The organism is Latilactobacillus parafuchuensis (assembly GCF_055271665.1).
Window position 1 is genome coordinate 271,656 of record NZ_CM143875.1, and the last position, 19,259, is coordinate 290,914.

Consider the following 19,259-nt stretch of genomic DNA (forward strand, 5'->3'; position numbering starts at 1 on the left):
ATTATAGGTAATCTGACTTTAAAAGTAAATCAGTTACCATTCAAGATTAAAAACTATTTAACTAAAGTTTGAATCGCTTGTTCAAAATTGGCTAATTTTAAATCAGCCGTTGCTTGATCATCGGCTTGCGTGCCAACGTAGAACTTCACTTTCGGTTCAGTCCCACTAGGGCGGATCGCAATCCAAGTTCCATCAACTAAATGGTATTTTAAAACGTTTGAACTTGGTAAATCGATTGGCTCGCTATGCCCATCCGCAAAGGTCTGCGTTTGTGCTTGGAAATCTTCAGCCGAAGCGACTTTAATCCCAGCAAATTCGACCGGACTTTCTTGACGGCATTTAACCATCAAGTTGGCCATTTGTTGTGGGCCATCAACGCCTTCAAAATCAATCGCAGTCGTTTGTTCCGCATAGTAGCCATATTCAGCATATAATTCTTGAATGCCGTCATACAACGTCTTACCGTTTGATTTATAATAAGCTGCGACTTCGGCTAACAAGACCAACGTTTGAATCGCATCTTTATCCCGTACGAACGGTTTAACTAAGTATCCATAGCTTTCTTCAAAGCCAAACATGAACGTATTTTCATCTGTATCTTCAAAATGTTGAATTTGTTCCGCAATAAATTTGAAGCCGGTTAAGACATCAATCATCTTGACGTTGTAACTAGCGGCAATTTTAGTCGCTAATTCCGTTGAAACGATTGATTTAACCGCGGCCGCGTTAGCAGGTAGTGTCCCCGCATCTTTGCTGGCTTGTAAAATATACCGCAATAGGACTGAAGCGATTTGATTCCCAGTCATCAATTGATAGCTACCATCTGGTTGGCGCACGGCGGCACCCAGGCGGTCAGCATCGGGATCCGTGGCAATCAATAAATCAGCTTGTTGTTTCTGGCCAAGTGCAATCGCCATATCAAAGGTTTGCGCAAATTCAGGATTAGGAAATGGCGTGGTTGAAAATTCAGGATCGGCAATTGCTTGTTCAGGCACCATTGTGAATTGTTCAAAACCAGCTTGGCGTAAAGCCCGTTCGCCTAAAACTTTCCCAGTTCCGTGAAGTGGTGTGTAGATTAAAGACATCGTTTTGCCAACGGTGTCGACTAATTCTTGGTTAATCGTGACTTTCTTGACTTCGGCTAGATAGGCTTGATCAACATTTTCGCCGATTAACGTCATTAACCCGGCTTCGCGTAGTGGTGATTCATCCGCCACTTCAATTGCGAATAAGTCGGTCACCTTACGAATATAATCCGTAATCATATCGGATTCTTTAGGTGGCATTTGAGCGCCATCTTCGCCGTAAATCTTGTAACCATTATATTGTTTTGGATTATGACTCGCCGTAATCATGATGCCCGCATAGGTGTTTAAATGCCGAACGGTAAATGATAGTTCTGGTGTTGGACGAAGCGCATCAAAGACAAACGAAGGAATTTGATGTTGGCCTAACACGCGAGCTGCTTCATGTGCAAAGGTTTCTGATTGGTAACGTGAATCGAAACTAATCGCCACCCCACGTTTTTTAGTCGCATCAGGTAAAGTTTCCATAAACTGCGCTAAACCTTCAGTGGCTTGGCGGACAGTGTAGATGTTCATACAATTAATCCCAGGGCCTAAGAGTCCCCGCATGCCGGCTGTTCCGAATTCCATTGGCACACTAAAAGCACGTTCGAGCGCTTCTTGGTCATTCGCCATTTCAGTTAATGTTTTTTGCAACGCTAAATCCATGACAGGTTGTTGCTGCCAAACTGCATAATTATCTTGCCAACTCATGTTGTAACCCCCGAATGTAATCTAAAATATCGAATTAATTATACCATAATCAACCGCTTTCCTCTGCCATTGGGTCTAATTTAATCGAACTTTTACTTTCTGAACACCTAGACCAATCAAAAAAACAGCAAGCCTCTTAATGTTAAGAGACTTGCTGTTTTTTGTTAATGCTCAGTTGCTAACCGCAACTCAACGCACTCATTTTTTAACGTGCTTTTGTGTTGCAACAACTTCCGCTTAACCAAAAATTCCCCAATTATCTTAAAATCAAGATAACTGGAGAATTTTCTGTTAATGCTCAGTTGCTACCCGCAACTCAACGCACTCATTTTATTAGATACTTTGAATATATTTAAAGACTTCTTGGCCTGCTATGCCGCCATCGCCGACTGCTGTTGTAATTTGGCGGAGGTCTTTTTCGCGGACATCACCGATTGCGTAGATGCCAGGTACTTTCGTAGCCATGTGATCATCCGTTTTAATCCAACCCGCATCCGTTAAAATGCCTAAATCTTTAAAAGCGGACGTCATTGGTTCGATACCAACATAGATGAAAACACCGCTAGCATCGATTTGACGCGCTTCGCCCGTTTCTTTATCCGTATAAGTAACGCCACTAACTTTTTTATCGTCACCTTCAATGGTTTGCATTTGAGCGTTCCAGATAAAATGCATCTTATCATTGTCAAAAGCCCGTTGTTGGAGAATTTCTTGCGCACGTAATTGATCACGCCGATGAATCACAGTGACTTTGCTTGCCAATTGTGTTAGGTAGATGCCTTCTTCGATGGCTGAATCTCCACCGCCGATGACCACCACTTCTTTATTCTTGAAAAAGGCGCCATCACAAACCGCACAGTATGAAACGCCACGGCCACTGTATGTTTCTTCGCCAGTCACCCCTAATTTTTTGTGTTCTGAACCCGTCGCAATGATGATTGCACGCCCCTCAAAATCACCTTCATCGGTGTGGATTAACTTAGTTTCACCTTGGTCTTCAATACTCGTCACCGTACCGTAACCATATTCAGCACCAAATTGCGTGGCACTAGCGTACATTTTCTCACCTAATTCAGGACCTAAAATTGATTTAAAGCCAGGATAATTTTCAACCTCAGCGGTGTTATTCATTTGACCGCCATAAATCCCGCGGTCTAACATCAATACTGATAAATTCGAACGTGACGCGTATAGCGCGGCAGTCATCCCACCAGGGCCCGCCCCAATCACAATTACATCGTAACTTTTAGTCATTTTAATAATCCCCTTACTTTTAAGAAGTGCTTATTTACTCTAAGCTAATCTTACCCGCTCTTAAAAAAAAAGTCCACCAAACTGTTTACCAGTTTGACGGACTCGTCTTTTTCAACTCTTGCAACAAGTCAGTTGCTTCAGTTGCAAAATCTAAATCTCCACTCTGCAGATAGGCCGTTGCGAGTTGAAAACTGGCCTGCATCTGATCTAAAAACGCATAAGCCGTCGCCAGAAAATATTGAATCTCCGGATGACTTTGGTAGTTGGCGACTGGAATTTCTTCCAGTGCCGCCACCGCATTCTGATATTGGCCGACCGACTCCAAACAAATCGCTAGCTGACAAATAACAAAGATATAATCATCTTTCGTTTTTGCTAACGTTTTGGCTTGTTGCAAACAATTTAAGGCTTTCGAGTACTGAAACCGTTCAAACGCCTGCATGCCGCGGTCAAAATAAAATTCACAAGTTGGTCTGATTGTTACCAAATCACCCATAAAGTAATCGGTTCTCCTTTAGTCCATTTCGTTCAACTAAAGCTATAATAACACAGATTTTTAACGGGCGCGATACCGATTTAAGGTGATGCCGTTTTCTAATTCTCATATGCTAAAAAATAAACTGGACGTTATGAATAACGAACACTCATAACGTCCAGTTCTAAATTAATGTCCAAAAGCTAATCAACTTGAGTTGGCACTTCTTTAACGTGCTTCTCAAGTAGCCTTTTCCGGTTAACTACGAACTGGGCATTATGAGTAAAAACCACTCATAACACCCAGTTCTAGGTTAATCCTCAAAGCCTAATCAACTTGAGTTAGCACTTCGATTTTAACGTGCTTGCACTCACAGCTTCTTGTGCTTAGCTACGTTTCGCAAACAAAGTCCATAACTCGGACTTCATTCACGGAACTAGGCTAATGCTCAGTTGCTGACCGCAACTCAACACACTTAGTTAAAGTCTATTTCTGGTTTGCCTGAGCGTTGCATTAAATTACCAATTTCAGTTTTAATGTCACAATCGCGATACAAAACGTTATAAATCGCCGTTGTGATTGGCATTTCAACTGAACGTTGTTGCGCTAATTCGTAAGCCGCTTTACAGGTTGCAACCCCTTCAACGACCATGCCCATATTTTCAAGAACTTCTGGTAATTTTTGGCCCTGGCCTAACGCGTTACCAGCTCGCCAGTTTCGAGAATGCACACTAGTCCCAGTGACGATTAAATCACCAACTCCGGATAAACCGATAAAGGTTAACGGATTAGCGCCCATCGCAACACCCAGACGTGAAATTTCAGCTAAGCCCCGCGTCATTAATGCCGCTTTCGTATTATCGCCATAACCTAGGCCGTGTAAAGCACCAGCGCCTAGTGCGATGACGTTCTTCAAGGCCGCACCCATTTCGACGCCAACAACATCGGTATTGGTGTACAACCGGAAATAATCGTTCATAAAAATTTCTTGCACCCATTCAGCTTGCGCAACATCGGTTGAAGCCGCCGTTAACGTCGTAATATCTTTCATCGCAACGTCTTCAGCGTGGCTTGGACCCGATAAGACGACAATCCCGTTACGAACATCTACCGGAATTGTTTCCGTCAAGACTTCAGAAATCCGTTTATGGGTTCCCTGTTCTAACCCTTTTGAAGCCGTCACAATTACTGGTTTAACTTGTTTAGCGGCTAAGACGGGGGCAATTTGTTCGGCCACTTGTCGGATGACTTGCGTTGGAATGACGAATAAAACGACATCGACTTGTTCAAACGCTTCATTCAAATCTAAAGTGGCGTGTAGTTGGGGATTAATTTTAAAATCGGGTAAATAATGTTTATTCGTATGTTGTTCATTAATTTCAGCCACTTTTTCAGCGTCGTTGCCCCACAATTCAACGTGGTGGCCATTTTCGACTAATAAGTTGGCTAAGATTGTGCCCCATGAACCGGCACCTAAAACTGCAATATTGACTGTCATAATTTAATTTTCTCCTTTTTAGTATCTCTGCGTTAAATTGCCGGCTAAATAGTCAGGCACTTGTTTTTGACGGCGCCGCCAAATCCAAACCGCCATCGCGCCAATTAATAAGACAATCGACACAATTTGAGAAACTCTTAATGGTCCTAAGTATAAACTATCGGTCCGCATGCCTTCAACAAAGAAGCGACCAAAAGCGTACCACATAATGTAGCTGAGTAGAATTTCACCTTGTTTAAACCAACCGCTCCGGTGACGAACACTCATTAAAATCGCAAATCCAATCAGATTCCAGATCGATTCGTATAAGAAAGTTGGTTGCCGGTAACTACCGTCGATTAACATCTGTTGAATCAACCAATTCGGTAAATGTAGTTGTTGTAAGAAGTGTAATGACGTCACGCCACCATAGGCTTCCTGATTCATAAAATTACCCCAACGTCCGATTGCTTGGGCCAACATAACCGTTGGTGCCGCGATATCCAATATCAACCACGCTGATAACAAGTGCCTTTGACAATAAATAATAAAGACAATTGACGCCGCAATTAAACCACCATAAATCGCAATCCCACCGTGCCAAATCTTAATAATTTCACCCGGATTAGCTTGGTAATAGGGCCATTCAAAAACAACGTAATACAAACGTGCCCCGATTAGCGAAAAGGGTAACGCCCATAAAATCAAATTTAAAATATCATCCTCACTCACATGACGTCGCTTAGCTTCACGTAGGGCTAATGCGACTGCCAAAACAACCGCAGTCGCAATAATCACGCCATACCAATGGATTTCCAATGGTCCTAATTGAAGCGCAATGGGGTTCAATGCGCCTACTAATAAATTCAAAGTCATCGCTCCTTAATCCACAAAAAAACTAGATTGATTACTGTTTCTTTTAACAGTATAGCTCAATCTAGCCAATTGACCTACCAAAATAGGTCATTTTTTCTATTTTTTAAAGTCTAATCTTCATCAGAATTGGATTCAATTAACTTCCCTAAATTCGCTTCAAAGGTCTTCGTCGCATCATAGCCCATTGAACGTGCCCGGAAGTTCATCGCAGCCACTTCAATGATGATTGCCAAGTTCCGACCCACTTTAACAGGAACGGTAATCTTAGGCACTGGGACGTCGAAAATCAATTGTTCTTCGGTATCCGAACCTAAACGATCATATTTCTTATCTTGATCCCAGTTTTGAAGATTAACAATCAATGAAATGGACGTTTCGGCACGCACCGCACCCGCACCGAAGAGGTTCATCACATCGATAATCCCAATCCCACGAATCTCTAATAAGTGGCGTAAAATCGCAGGTGCTTCGCCGACGACCGTTTGTTCATCTTGTTGGTAAACATCAACACGATCATCAGCAATCAATCGGTGGCCCCGTTTAACGAGTTCCAAAGCGGTTTCACTCTTACCAACACCAGAGTCACCCGTAATCAAAACGCCAAGGCCATAAATATCGACTAAAACCCCGTGCATTGAGCGCCGTTCAGCCAATTGACCATCTAAATAATCCGTGATTAAACTCGATAACCGGGTGGTTGGTAATGACGACCCTAAAACTGGAATCCCAACTTCAGCCGCTGCTGTTAACATTTCAGCAGGCGCTTCTAAGCCCCGAGAAATTAGAAAACAAGGCGTGTCTTCAACTGACATCCGCCGCATAATCATTAACCGTTCTTCCGGTGTCATATTCTTTGTAAATGAGACTTCAGTCCGGCCAAATAATTGCACCCGTTCATGTGGGTAATAATTGAAATAACCCGTTAATTCTAGCCCTGGACGCGAGATATCACTCAGAGTCACAGCGCGGTCTTTTAAATGATCTTCACCTGAATAAACCTGCAGTTTAAGATCCTTTACTAATTTTTCAATTGAAACACTATCAGCCATGATGTACCGTCCTTCTCTTTCACTTATACCTACTATCATATTGCTTTTAGGTCCGTTTTTCAACATTAATGTAGGCGTTTTCTAAAAGTTGTTTTAAAGTGTCTATCTCATCTGGTATTAAATGCCAGTCCAATCTAAAATGTAATTGATAACGTGCTTCTCAAGTAACCTTTTCCGGTTAACTACAAAATCAGCGTTATGATTCAAAGTACAAATCATAATGCTGATTTCTAGGTTAATCCTCAAAGCCTGACCAACTTGAGTGAGCACTCAGACTATAACGTGCTTTTGGGCTGCAACAACTTCCGCTTAACCTAAAATTCCCAATTATCTTAAAAACCAAGATAACTGGGAATTTTCTGTTAATGCTCAGTTGCTGACCGCAACTCAACGCACTTATTTTGTTTAACATGCTTTTGAATTGCAACAACTTCCGTCTAATCTAAAATTTCCAATTAATCTAAATTCTGATTAATTGGAAATTTTTATTAGTACTCAATTGCTAAACGCAATCAAGTCAGCACTTATTTGCACTTAATAGCGTTCTCTTGCAAATTGATTGGTAATAATCGTATTAGCGAGTGATAAAATAATCGCCACGATAACCGACGCCCCAAAACTGGGGAAAACAAACCCTGTGACAAAAATCGATGTGAGTTGAAGCATGATGCCATTAATCACGACGCTAAACAACCCGAGGGTTAAAAAGGTGATGGGAAATGACAACAAACTTAAAATCGGTTTGATCAAAACGTTGAGCACTGATAAGACAATGCTCGCAATTAATGCAACCCAGATACTACTAACAAAGAATAAGTTTGGTAGTAGTCCTGAAATGGCAATAAACAATAAGGTATCGACTAAAACACGTGTCCAATAACGCACTAGAAATCACTCCAGTCATCATCATCCACCTTGACGTCGCGTGCTTCTTTACGTTGCCGACCGCGCGTTGGATGCGTTGCTGTTCTTTGCGTATGCGCGTACCAATCACTTGATTGATCCTGACGGTGGTGATGTCTTGGTCCTGCAATCACGCGGTAAATGACCCAGATTATTAACAACGGCACGGCTAATTTAAAAACTAGAAATACGGAACCGATTAATAAACCAATCAGGGCAATCCCGATAATCAGGATAATTAACGGCCATAGTAGTAATAGAAATGGCATTAGAACTCACTCCATTCATCATGAGAATCATAATCGGATCGACTTGGCTTTTCAGGAATGACTAACGCCAAGATAATGTACACAATAATCCCTGGGAATGCGGCTGAGAAAAATGAGAATAGGAAGTAAATCACCCGAACCAACGTTGGATCAACGTTAAAATATTCAGCAATCCCACCCATTACCCCAGAAATCATTCTGTTATTTTTGGATTTATATAGTCTTCTGTTTGCCATAATGTCACCATTCACTCTCTTTTAATTAATTATCGTTATCTTTTAATAAAATATTCCCTGTCGTGGTACTTAAGGTCAATTGTGCAACTTCTGGCGCTTCAAAGCGCGTTAGTTGTAACATCTGACTACCGGTACTTTGACGTTGATCAACCGTTTGAGTATTCGTCAAACGATTTTTAATCGCCCCAAAACGGGTCCGAGACTCAGCCGTTAAGCCGAGGGTTGCCGGTAAACCTAATTTAACATTACCATTAACCGACTTCGCCTTCAAATGTTGTAAACTATTTTCAGTTAATGTCGCCTTAACATCGCCATTAACGGTCGAAACACTCGCATTTAAGAGCTGTGCTTTTAATACGATATTGCCATTAACGGTGGTTGCTAAGATATCATCATAACGGCCTTGGGTCATCGTAATGCCCCCGTTGACGTTCTCAGCTTCAACCATCACCGCATTGGTGCTCATTAGCGTTAATTGCCCGTTAGTCGTCTTGACGTAGATATCACGGCCTGTAAAACCGTCTAATTCAATATCCCCGTTTAAAACTTTAACGTTGGTTTGTTGATAATTATTCGCTGGTAAGTAGAAAATTAAATCGGCTTGGATGCGTTTATTGGGTACTTGGAACACTAATTCATCATCAGTCACACTGATTTGACTCCGTGCTTCAAAGGCGTCAATGGCCGTTTCTTCGGCCATCTTACCATATAGTTTGATTTGCGCCGTCACTTTAATTTCGGGTTGATCCCAGATTCTAAAGTTAACACTCCCGTTAGCAACCTTGACGTTAATCATATCTGGGTGCACGTTGGGATAAACAAAATCATGCGTGAATTTTTCAGTTGCTAATCCCGGTACGCGGAAGTTAACGTCTTTCCAATCGACATTATCCATCACCGTTTTAGCGGTATTCTTCATGAATTTGCCGAATTGATTGCCGGCTTCGCCGAGTTTATCACTCAATTCATCAAACGTTTCACTGGCATTTTCTTTCCAGTCATCCGATAAGCCAAGCTTTTCGGACCATTGATTTTTAGCCATCTGACGGCGTTCTTTTTCTAACTGGTTCAATTCATCCGTCAACGTCTTACGTTGTTCTTCTAATTCATCAATCTTAACTTGCTTTTGTAGAATGGTCGCTTTTAAGGTTTGACGTTCGCCAGCTTTTTCGGCCGTTAAACTGTCTAAATCTTCCATCGTATCCAGCACCGTTACTTGTTCTTGATCAGCGTGTAAGCCTTGTTTTAAATCTTGTAATTGGCGGTTAACACCCGATAAAGCGACCGTTAATTCGTGCGCTTGTTCTTCAACCGCTTCTTTTTGTTCGTCCCGAGCATCTTGCGTCTCTTCTGACGTGTCAGTTTCCGTTGGTTGGTCCTGCGTTGATGTGGTTGTCGCTTGACCTTGATCGTTTTTGGCTAAATTTTCTAATAAAACTAACGCTTCTTCTGAAGTAATAATCCCTTGATTCACTAAGTCTAATATTCTTTGACGTTCATTCATTGTTTTGACCTCCATTGATCTAAAAACTGCCAACATTTTTGTTGCACTTGACTATGGTTCTATTATGCCCAGTTTCCAACGAAATGTCATAGGTCCAAAGGTTGATTTTTAATTAGGTATCCAGCGGTATAAAAAAGCCAACAAAAAAATCCGATTATCCCTAAATTCAGGATAATCGGATTTTCAAACTTAATAGGCAATGATAACGTGCTTCTACCGATAAGTTTTTGCGCTTAGCGACGTCTGGCAAACAAAGCCCATAGACCGGCCTTTATTCACCAGACTAGGATAATGCTCGAAACTTGTTCATCGGTAGTTAGCACTCAAAGCATAACGTGCTTCTCAGCCAACTTCTTCCGTCTAGCTACGAATCGCAAATCATGACTAAAACCAGTCATAATTCACAATTCTAGGCTATACTCAGAAGTTAATCGGCTGAGTTTAGCACTTCGATCATAACGTGCTAACCCAAGCAGACCTTTCCGCCTAACTACAAAATTACCCATACGATTAAAGTTCAAATCATATGGGCAATTCTTAGGTTATGCTCAAGGTCAAACCGCTTGTGTGAGCACTTCCTAAAAGTCGTCTTCTTTAGCGTTTGAATTTAATTCGACCACTTTACCCGTACGTAAGTAAATAATCCATTCACAGATGTTCGTCACGTAATCACCAATTCGTTCTAGATAACTAGCGACTAGCATGTAATCCATACTGCCGACAACCGTTTCTGAATCACGTTGCATTTCTTGAATACAATCGTCATAAATATTGTCTGAATAGGCATTAATGGCGATATCTTCTTTAGCAATCGTTAAAGCCCGTTTACGGTCTTCTTTAACGTAGGCGTCCAACACTTCTTCAACCATCGTCTTCACTTTTTCGGCCATGTCCGCGATATCCTTTTCGATATCTGGGACCCGCGTATTGCCTTTGACCCGGATGGTTGATTTCGCGATGGATACCGCGTGATCGCCCATTCGTTCCAAATCAGAACTTGCTTTCATGATCGTTACAATAATCCGTAAATCCGTTGAGACTGGTTGTTGTAAAGCAATTAACTCAAAACTTTTACGTTCTAAATCCGTTTCACGTTCATTAATCTTGTAATCATCATCAATCACCTCACGGGCCAATTGCTTATCATGATTAATAAACGCCTTAACAGATTTATAGATGGCTTCGTTGACCATCATCCCCATTTCAGAAAAACGGACATGGAGATCATTTAATTCATCTTCAAAAAGTCTTCTCATAATGTTTCCCTTCTTTCTTAGCCGAATCGGCCACTGATGTAATCTTCCGTTTGTTTTTCGGATGGGTTTAAAAAAATCTTTTTAGTTGGGGCGTATTCAATTAATTCCCCTTGTAAAAAGAAAGCCGTCTTATCCGAAATTCGGGAAGCCTGATGCATATTATGCGTCACCATTATAATGGTATACTGTTGGCGCAATTCTAGCAACATATTTTCAATTTTAGCACTCGAAATTGGATCTAACGCCGAAGTGGGTTCATCCATTAAGATCACTTTGGGCTTAACCGCCAAGACGCGCGCGATACACACCCGCTGTTGTTGGCCACCTGAAAGTGATAATGCACTTTCGTGTAACTTATCCTTCACGTCATCCCAAACAGCGGCTTGTTTCAAACTACTTTCAACCGCTTCGTCCAAGATGCGATGATCTTTAACACCGGCTAAGCGTAACCCGTACACAACGTTGTCATAGATTGAAAACGGAAAGGGATTGGGTTGTTGAAAGACCATGCCGACGTCCTTCCGTAGTTTAACGGTATCCATTTCTGGTGCGTAAATATCTTGACCGTTTAATAAAAATTTACCGGTCACTTTTGCTGAATCAATCAAATCATTCATGCGATTTAAGCACCGCAAGTAAGTTGATTTACCACACCCAGACGGTCCAATTAACGCCGTGATTTCATTTTCATTAAAATCAATGTTAATGTCTTTAAGCGCCTCGTTCTTACCATAAAAAAGATGAACATCTGAGGATTCAATAATCTTATTTACCACTAGGTAAACCTCCCTGGTTTCTAACCAAAATGACCAGAAACATAATCTTCTGCTGCTTTAATCTTGGGCCGCGTAAAGATCTTACGGGTTTCATCAAATTCTAACGCATGTCCTGAATGGAAAAAGGCCGTGTAATCACTAATCCGCGCCGCCTGTTGCATATTATGCGTGACAATTACGATTGTAAATTTTTCTTTCAATCGAATTAAGGTCTCTTCAACGGTATTCGTTGAAATAGGATCTAAAGCGGATGCGGGTTCATCCATTAATAGAATATCAGGTTTCATCGCAATGGCGCGAGCAATACACAATCGTTGTTGTTGCCCACCGGATAATGCTAAGGCACTTTTACCCAATGAATCTTTAACTTGATCCCATAATGCCGCTTGTTTCAAAGATGTTTCGACGATTTCATCTAGATACTTTTTATCTTTTTGACCGTGTTGCTTGAGGGCAAACGTGATGTTATCGTAAATTGATTTAGCGAACGGATTGGGGCGTTGGAAAACCATCCCGATATGTTCGCGCATTTTATAGACATCCACTTCATCACTATTGATATCCACGTCACGATACATAATCTTTCCGGTCACTCTCGTGTTAGCAATATTATCATTCATGCGGTTCAAACTACGCAAGTAAGTCGACTTACCCGAACCAGAAGCACCGATTAACGCTGTAATCCGGTAACGTTCGAATTGTAAAGATGCGTCAAACATCGCCTGTTTATCGCCATAGTAGACGTTTAAATTTTCAGTTGATAACGCAATTTCGTGTTTCGTTTCCGAAAATTGTTTAATATGTGTTTTAGTTAAATCATAATCTGCCATTTATTTCTCCTATGCTGCTGTCATTTTACGGTAAACACGTCTGCCAATCACCCGCGCCAACCAATTGAAAAGGAGTACTGCGATGATTAAGACCGCTGAAGCGCCGGCTGAAACGGCCGAAGCATCGGGCATAATCCCTTCTGAATTAATCTTCCAGATATGGACCGCCAAGGTTTCAGCTGGTCGCATTGGATTCAGTGGACTCGAAATGTTCGCCGGATTCCAGTTCGTAAAATCTAAAACCGGGGCACTTTGACCAGCGGTATAGATCAAAGCGGCGGCTTCACCGAAAACCCGACCCGCGCCCAGAATCATCCCCGTAATAATATTTGGTAAAGCTTCTGGAATAATGACGTGTTTCACCGTTTCGTAACGGGATAACCCTAAAGCAAGACCCGCTTCTCGTTGTGTGAAATGAATTGATTTTAAGGCATCTTCGACGTTCCGAGTTAATAACGGTAAATTGAAGACCGTCAACACTAAAGCTCCCGCTAAAATTGAAAAGCCAAATTTAAATTGGATGACAAAGACTAAGAAACCGAATAACCCAACCACGACTGATGGCAATGAACTCAATACTTCAATCGCCGTCCGAATCACGTTGGTGACCCAATTTTTAGGTGCGTATTCCGCTAAATAAATCCCGGCACCAATTGATAACGGTACTGAAATAATCATTGATAAGAGCAATAAATAAAATGAATTAAAGAGTTGAATCCCAATCCCACCGCCCTTGGTAAAGGTTTGTGATGGTTTGGTCAAAAAGCCCCAGGTCACATGTGGCAAGCCCCGAACTAAGATGTATCCGAGTAGACTAGCCAATAATAAGACGATTAATCCGGCAATTGCCGTCAATACGCCCGTTGCAATTTTATCCCATTTTTTAGCATCCATTAGCGATTAATTGCTCCCTTCCGACCGATTAAACGAACCAGTAAGTTAAACATAAGTGACATTAATAACAAGAGTAAGGCTAATGACCATAAGGCGTTATTGGCCAACGAGCCCATAACCGTGTTCCCAATACCCATGGTTAAGACACTGGTTAACGTCGAGGCTGGTGTGATTAAGTTGTGCGGTAACAAGGCCGCATTCCCAATCACCATTTGAACCGCTAACGCTTCACCAAAGGCCCGCGCCATCCCGAAAACAACCCCGGTTAAAATCCCAGGTGTCGCTGCACGTAAGACGACTTTCCACGTTGTTTGCCAACGCGTTGCACCTAAGGCCAACGATGCTTCACGATAATAACGTGGCACGCTCTTGAGCGCATCGACAGTCATCGACGTGACCGTTGGTAAAATCATCACGAATAAGACGCAGGTTCCGGCTAAAATCCCAAAACCACTGCCCCCAAAAACCGTCCGGACGGCAGGAACAATCACTGATAATCCAATAAACCCGTAAACAACGGATGGAATTCCGACTAATAATTCCATGACGGGTTGTAAGATTTTTTCGCCCCGTTTAGGTGAAATTTCAGTCATGAAGATTCCGGCCCCGATTGCAAACGGTGTCGCTAATAATGCCGCTAAGAAAGTGACCCCAAATGAACCTAAAATCATGGGTAATGCGCCAACTTCTGGCCGACCGTGACTATCTTTCAGACTTGGATTCCAACTACTTTGGGTTAAGAATCGGCCTAGGTTGACCTTGTCATGAAAGAACGTTGCTAACCCTTTAGACGCCACAAAATAGAAAATGGCTAATACGATAAAGACGATCAAGCTAATGCAAAATAAACTCAATAGTTTCCCGCGTGTTTCGCTCTTAGCCGCTCTTGATTTTTTTAATAAACTTGCTTTAATTGGATCCATCTTCGACCACCTACTTAACCTTCGTAATTGTGCCAGTCACTGACCGTTCAACTTGCATCTGTGAAACAGGAATATAACCCATCTTACCGACTTGTTTATTTTGAACCTCATCCGACAAGACGTATGCTAAGAACTTCTTCGTCAATCCAGTGGGTTGGCCCTTCGTATAGACGTGTTCGTACGACCAAATTGGCCAAGCATTCTTAACCACGTTGGCATCAGTTGGTGCCACCCCGTCTAACTTAAGAGTCGCGACCGTCTTATCCACGTAAGAAAAGGCTAAGTAACTGATTGCCCCTGGCGTATTGGCCACAATTGAGCGCACCATCCCAGTTGAATCTTGTTCCTGAGCTGGTTTAGTTTTACGTTTTTTCATGACCCATTGTTCAAACGTCGTCCGCGTGCCACTACCCTGTGCCCGGTTAATAATCACGACCGCTTGATCAGGGCCGCCAACTTGTTTCCAGTTGGTAATTTCACCGCTAAAGATTTGAGCAAGTTGGGTTAACGTTAGGTTCTTAACCCCTAATTGCTTATTGACGACGGGGGTAATTCCCACAACCGCCACTTTGTGATCGACTAATTGATCGGCCTTAATCCCGGCCTTTTCTTCTGCAAATAAATCTGAATTGCCCATTTGAACGGCGCCTTCTTGAATCTGGCTCAAGCCAGTCCCAGAACCACCGCCTTGGACATTAATAAATTGACCTGAGTGTTGCGCACTATATTGTTCAGCTAGTGCTTCTATTAAAGGCTGCAACGCTGATGAACCAACCGCCGTAACTGATTGGCCATTTTGCTTTGATTGGCATCCCGCCAGTAGCATCAAACTGCAAGCTACTAAAAATCCAATGACTCCACGTTTGCGCATCATAAATCCTCCACGAATTCCATTTAAAACATCGATATCTTTATTATAAAAAATGATTGTAAAATCTAATACCGCTCAATGTAAATTTTGTGTAAATCACTGATTGGGTAACGTTAAAATAAATTCACTACCGACGCCTAGTTGGCTTTCAACAGTCAACTGACCGCCTAAACTTTCCGTTAGTTCTTTGGCAATCGCTAACCCTAGACCGGTCCCACCCTTATGAGTCGCACGAGCTTGATCGACTCGGTAGAAGCGTTCAAAGATTCGATCTTGTAAATCACTCGGAATCCCCTGACCAGAATCGACCACCCGAATCTCAATTTGCTGCATGGCATTTTGTTCAGCAGTGATCACGAGCGAACCGGCTGGTTTATTGTACGTAATGCCGTTCGCAATTAAATTCTTCATAATCTGGTTAAATTTCATTTTCTGAATCCGAATTTGTAAATCGGCCGGTATTTCAACCGAGACGTGTAACGCCTTTTTCTGAATCTTTTGTTGGAGCAATAGTAGGTTTTGTTCAATCACTGGTTTAATCAATAGCGGTTGCGCCTTAATCTGTTCTTTTTGATCTAAATGCGACAACGCTAAAATATCCTGAATCAACGCCGTTAGACGCGTACTTTCGTCATAAATAATCTGCAAAAATTGTTGTAAGGTGGCTGGATCATCCTTGGCCCCCGCTAACAAAGTCTCCGCAAAACCAGTAATCGCGGTCACCGGTGTTTTCAATTCATGACTCACATTGCTGACAAAATCGAGTTGCATCTGTTCGACCCGCCGGATATCGGTTAAATCGTACAGGATGACCAACGCTTGAAATTTAGACTTAACGGTATTCAGTTGGACCACATTCGCGTCAACAAACCGTTCCTGATTTTGAATCAACTGGATTTCTTGATGATGGCTACGCCGATGTCTGAAAGTATGTTCAATCATCCGCGTTAATTCATACGTTTTAATATCATCAATATACGGGTGTTTCCGATCCTCAATCTGCGTTTCTAGCAGTTCGCCAATCGCTTCGTTGTGTAAGACGACCTGCCGCGCTTCATTAATCACCATGACGCCAACCGGCAGATGGTCGATTAACCGGTCAAAACTGCCCTGTTGAATCGCAATTTTTTGGCGCATATGGCGCATATCACCGTTTAATTTATTAATCTCGTCCGCTAAAACATATAACGAGGCGTCTCGCTGGAAAATAATCGGTTCTGGTAACTCCTCATGCCGAATATGGTGAATATTGGCCACCAGAATTTTCAAATGCGTTGCAAATCGGCGTCGATGTTGCCAAAACTTCAATAAGATTAAACCGCAAATGATGAGATACAAACTCGTCAGCGTCAACGAAAAAGTGGGCCAAGTCTGCCAAAAGCGGTGTTGTGCGGTCACTAGGACAAAGGCCGTCTTTTTAGTTTGATACCGGTAGAATAGGTAAGATTGCCCACTGACTTTTTGAACCATTTGGGTATCCTCGGTCGATCGCTCCCGATTTAAAATGTCATTGGCAGTTTTTTGCAGTTTTGTTTTTTGTGCGGATTGTTCCGTCACCACTTCTAACTGGTTTTGAGCCAACCATTTCTTAGTCTGAAACCTTGGTTGTTTATGTAACAGGGCATAATCCGCCCCTCGTGCCGCTAGAGTGGCCATCTGTTGGCGTTTGACCACCGAATTAAACGTCATCATTAAAGCTATGTAAATAGCCACTAAAATCGTGGCTATTCTGTAAAATCTGATTTGATCATGCTTAGTCATGGTTGGGATCCTCCAATTGATAACCAAAACCGCGGACTGTTTTTAAGTAACCGGGATGGCGCGGATCATCTTCTATTTTTTCACGTAAATGACTGACTTGAATATCGACCATGCGCGTTTCTGCTGGATAATCGAACCCCCAAACCGCATTTAAAAGCTTCTCCCGACTTTGAACCTTATTGACCCGGTGCATAAAATATGCCAATAATTCAAATTCTTTCGGGGTTAAATGTAATTTATGATTATTCTTTTTGGCAATCACTTCAGTTTCATCGACCGTTAAGGTGCCGACTTGTAAAATAGTCGCAACCGGTTCATCGGTCGGTTGCGCCGTAGTTTGCGTCCGCCGTTCAATCGCTCGAATCCGCGCGATAATTTCCCGGGGGCTAAACGGTTTAGTGACGTAATCATCAGCACCAATTTCTAGGCCAACAATCTTGTCCGTTTCACTGTCTTTGGCCGTCAAAATCATAATTGGGGTCGCTAGTTTAGCTTCCCGAATCTTTTTGGTGACGGCAATCCCGTCTAATTTAGGTAACATTAAATCCAAAATAATGAAATCAAACGGTTGTTGCAACGCCATCTCAAGCGCCATTGCGCCGTCGGTTGCCGTCATCACCTTAAAATGCTCCTGTTCCAAATTATATCTTAATAACGTCAAGATTGCCGGTTCATCATCTACGACTAAAATATTTTTCATCAAGTCCACCCTTTATCTACTTAATTCTCTGGGAATAAAATAACACCTAATTCGTGTGGCGCATCTGCAAAGACCGCACTCTCCGTAATTCGGTACTCACCTTGCAAGTCTTGAACCTTCAAATGACAATAGGTTGGTTGACTTTGAATTGCTTGATAAAAATTTTCGTTATTTGAAACCGGTAACCCATTACATTCAACAATCACATCACCAACCGTCAATTGCATTTTAGCAGCGGGGGTTGCTGTTTGAACCCCTAAAACCCGAACGCCTTGATACGGTTTGGTGAAATATAACCGTTTTTCGCCTGGTTTTAGTTTACCTAAACGCCATTGTAAAACAAAACTACCTAACAATGCAATCATGACGGCCCAGATTGCAAACTGCGGTACGACGACACTGATTAGGCCTAGTGTGAGACTCAGCACGCCCAATTGGATTTGGCGTTTAACCGAACGTTGGACTAAAACAGACATTAAGACTTGGACCGCTTTAAACGAAAAGCCCAATAATAACGGCAAAATCACAATACTATAAGTCGTTTGTCCAATATGTAAAACCGGCCAGAAAGTCCAATCTGGTAAATTTAAGGTCCCTGGGACGAGAAAGAAGACGGGGGCTAAATAAACTTGCCGACTGGTAAAAATCGCCGTCAGTCGACCCCGTTGACTCTCAATCACGTTGGGGGTCGTCAATTTGCCGGCGTCTTTTTGTTGTAACCAACCGGTAGCAAAAGCGACTAATCCAATCACGATTAATAATTCGGCTAATAGTTGGTTGGTATCGTCTGATTGGTATTGGGGCCAAACCAGTGGCAACCCCCAATAAACCACCGCACTCACCAATAAAATTGTCGTGGCGTTCAAGCGATGACCAATGCCCAGCAAGGCTAGAATGGCGATAATTTGATAAACTAACCACCAGTCTAGATTAACCGTCACTCCCAATAACAGCGTGATACAGCTAATCCCTAATCCCGCTAGCAAGCCGTGCCCTACGAAATAACGGACTTCCGACCACCGCGGATTAATCGCCATTCTGAATACACGTCGTTCAGCACGCACCCGATAGTGGGCCAAGCCAATCGCCATGATAATCGTCAACCATAACAACGGCGATGTGAGTAATACCCATCCAATTTCACTTAGTGTCTCCATACCCTCTAAACCTCCAACCGGTCATTTGGTGCCATTTAAGTTGCTATTCTTCATTAGTATAGCATTTTGCCCCCTTAACTGCCTAGTGCTCGCTGAAATCTTCGGATTAAAAAGAAATAGTCTTCTTCGACACGCGCAATAAAGACATCAATTGCTGTTCAAATCAAAAAAGGTGGCTATCCTGAGTTTTTCGGGATAGCCACCTTTTTCCACTTGCTAACGTGCTTTTGAGTTGCAACAACTTCCGCTTAACCTAAAATCCCCCAACTA

The 19,259-nt window shown here is 42.3% G+C and carries 19 protein-coding genes; all 19 read right to left on the minus strand.

From position 1 onward, the window contains the following. Nucleotides 1–53 precede the first annotated feature (53 nt). The 19 genes from ACVPPQ_RS01555 to ACVPPQ_RS01645 all read right to left on the minus strand — a co-directional run bounded on the left by ACVPPQ_RS01555 (nt 54) and on the right by ACVPPQ_RS01645 (nt 18,989). On the minus strand, nt 54–1,778 hold the full coding sequence (locus ACVPPQ_RS01555; RefSeq protein WP_463495273.1) for a phospho-sugar mutase: 1,725 nt from the start codon (nt 1,776–1,778) through the stop codon (nt 54–56). Between the two features lie 333 nt (nt 1,779–2,111). Then, complete coding sequence (gene trxB, locus ACVPPQ_RS01560) at nt 2,112–3,032, minus strand: thioredoxin-disulfide reductase (RefSeq protein WP_463495275.1); 921 nt, start codon at nt 3,030–3,032, stop codon at nt 2,112–2,114. Between the two features lie 85 nt (nt 3,033–3,117). Next, nucleotides 3,118–3,528: a hypothetical protein gene (locus ACVPPQ_RS01565; protein WP_463495277.1), complete on the minus strand. Its 411-nt coding sequence runs from the start codon at nt 3,526–3,528 to the stop codon at nt 3,118–3,120. Between the two features lie 454 nt (nt 3,529–3,982). Then, nucleotides 3,983–5,005 carry an NAD(P)H-dependent glycerol-3-phosphate dehydrogenase gene (locus ACVPPQ_RS01570; RefSeq protein ID WP_463495279.1) on the minus strand — a complete coding sequence of 341 codons (1,023 nt, stop codon included), beginning with the start codon at nt 5,003–5,005 and terminating at the stop codon, nt 3,983–3,985. Between the two features lie 18 nt (nt 5,006–5,023). Beyond that, on the minus strand, nt 5,024–5,854 hold the full coding sequence (gene lgt / locus ACVPPQ_RS01575; RefSeq protein WP_463495281.1) for a prolipoprotein diacylglyceryl transferase: 831 nt from the start codon (nt 5,852–5,854) through the stop codon (nt 5,024–5,026). 116 nt (nt 5,855–5,970) lie between these two features. Then, the gene (hprK, locus tag ACVPPQ_RS01580; protein WP_463496314.1) at nt 5,971–6,909 is read right to left on the minus strand and encodes an HPr(Ser) kinase/phosphatase; all 939 of its coding nucleotides are present in this window, start codon (nt 6,907–6,909) and stop codon (nt 5,971–5,973) included. 534 nt (nt 6,910–7,443) lie between these two features. Continuing rightward, nucleotides 7,444–7,794 carry a phage holin family protein gene (locus ACVPPQ_RS01585; RefSeq protein WP_463495283.1) on the minus strand — a complete coding sequence of 117 codons (351 nt, stop codon included), beginning with the start codon at nt 7,792–7,794 and terminating at the stop codon, nt 7,444–7,446. Continuing rightward, entirely contained in the window at nt 7,794–8,081 is a 288-nt protein-coding gene (locus ACVPPQ_RS01590; RefSeq protein ID WP_463495285.1) for a hypothetical protein, read from the minus strand. The genes ACVPPQ_RS01585 and ACVPPQ_RS01590 overlap by 1 nt, the downstream gene beginning before the upstream one ends. Then, on the minus strand, nt 8,081–8,278 hold the full coding sequence (locus ACVPPQ_RS01595; RefSeq protein WP_233210619.1) for a PspC domain-containing protein: 198 nt from the start codon (nt 8,276–8,278) through the stop codon (nt 8,081–8,083). The genes ACVPPQ_RS01590 and ACVPPQ_RS01595 overlap by 1 nt, the downstream gene beginning before the upstream one ends. 64 nt (nt 8,279–8,342) lie before the next feature. Then, entirely contained in the window at nt 8,343–9,821 is a 1,479-nt protein-coding gene (gene liaX, locus ACVPPQ_RS01600; RefSeq protein ID WP_463495287.1) for a daptomycin-sensing surface protein LiaX, read from the minus strand. Nucleotides 9,822–10,399: 578 nt separating this feature from the next. Then, nucleotides 10,400–11,077 (minus strand): phosphate signaling complex protein PhoU, encoded by a 678-nt coding sequence (phoU, locus tag ACVPPQ_RS01605; protein ID WP_463495289.1) that lies wholly within the window; start codon nt 11,075–11,077, stop codon nt 10,400–10,402. Nucleotides 11,078–11,094: 17 nt separating this feature from the next. Further along, nucleotides 11,095–11,853 (minus strand): phosphate ABC transporter ATP-binding protein PstB, encoded by a 759-nt coding sequence (pstB, locus tag ACVPPQ_RS01610; protein WP_463495291.1) that lies wholly within the window; start codon nt 11,851–11,853, stop codon nt 11,095–11,097. A 20-nt stretch (nt 11,854–11,873) separates the two neighbouring features. Next, the gene (gene pstB / locus ACVPPQ_RS01615) at nt 11,874–12,683 is read right to left on the minus strand and encodes a phosphate ABC transporter ATP-binding protein PstB (RefSeq protein ID WP_025083396.1); all 810 of its coding nucleotides are present in this window, start codon (nt 12,681–12,683) and stop codon (nt 11,874–11,876) included. A 9-nt stretch (nt 12,684–12,692) separates the two neighbouring features. Then, nucleotides 12,693–13,577 (minus strand): phosphate ABC transporter permease PstA, encoded by an 885-nt coding sequence (pstA, locus tag ACVPPQ_RS01620; RefSeq protein ID WP_463495293.1) that lies wholly within the window; start codon nt 13,575–13,577, stop codon nt 12,693–12,695. After that, entirely contained in the window at nt 13,577–14,500 is a 924-nt protein-coding gene (gene pstC / locus ACVPPQ_RS01625) for a phosphate ABC transporter permease subunit PstC (protein ID WP_463495295.1), read from the minus strand. Before pstC ends, pstA begins: the two co-directional genes overlap by 1 nt. A 10-nt stretch (nt 14,501–14,510) precedes the next feature. After that, a complete protein-coding gene (locus ACVPPQ_RS01630) occupies nt 14,511–15,371 on the minus strand; it encodes a phosphate ABC transporter substrate-binding protein PstS family protein (RefSeq protein ID WP_463495297.1) in 861 nt (286 codons plus the stop codon). A 96-nt stretch (nt 15,372–15,467) separates the two neighbouring features. Beyond that, nucleotides 15,468–17,132 (minus strand): two-component system histidine kinase PnpS, encoded by a 1,665-nt coding sequence (pnpS, locus tag ACVPPQ_RS01635; RefSeq protein WP_463495299.1) that lies wholly within the window; start codon nt 17,130–17,132, stop codon nt 15,468–15,470. After that, nucleotides 17,125–17,832, minus strand: coding sequence for a response regulator transcription factor (locus ACVPPQ_RS01640; protein ID WP_025083392.1), 708 nt, complete (start codon nt 17,830–17,832; stop codon nt 17,125–17,127). The genes pnpS and ACVPPQ_RS01640 overlap by 8 nt, the downstream gene beginning before the upstream one ends. Before the next feature lie 20 nt (nt 17,833–17,852). Further along, nucleotides 17,853–18,989 (minus strand): PDZ domain-containing protein, encoded by a 1,137-nt coding sequence (locus tag ACVPPQ_RS01645; RefSeq protein ID WP_463495301.1) that lies wholly within the window; start codon nt 18,987–18,989, stop codon nt 17,853–17,855. Nucleotides 18,990–19,259: the final 270 nt, after the last annotated feature.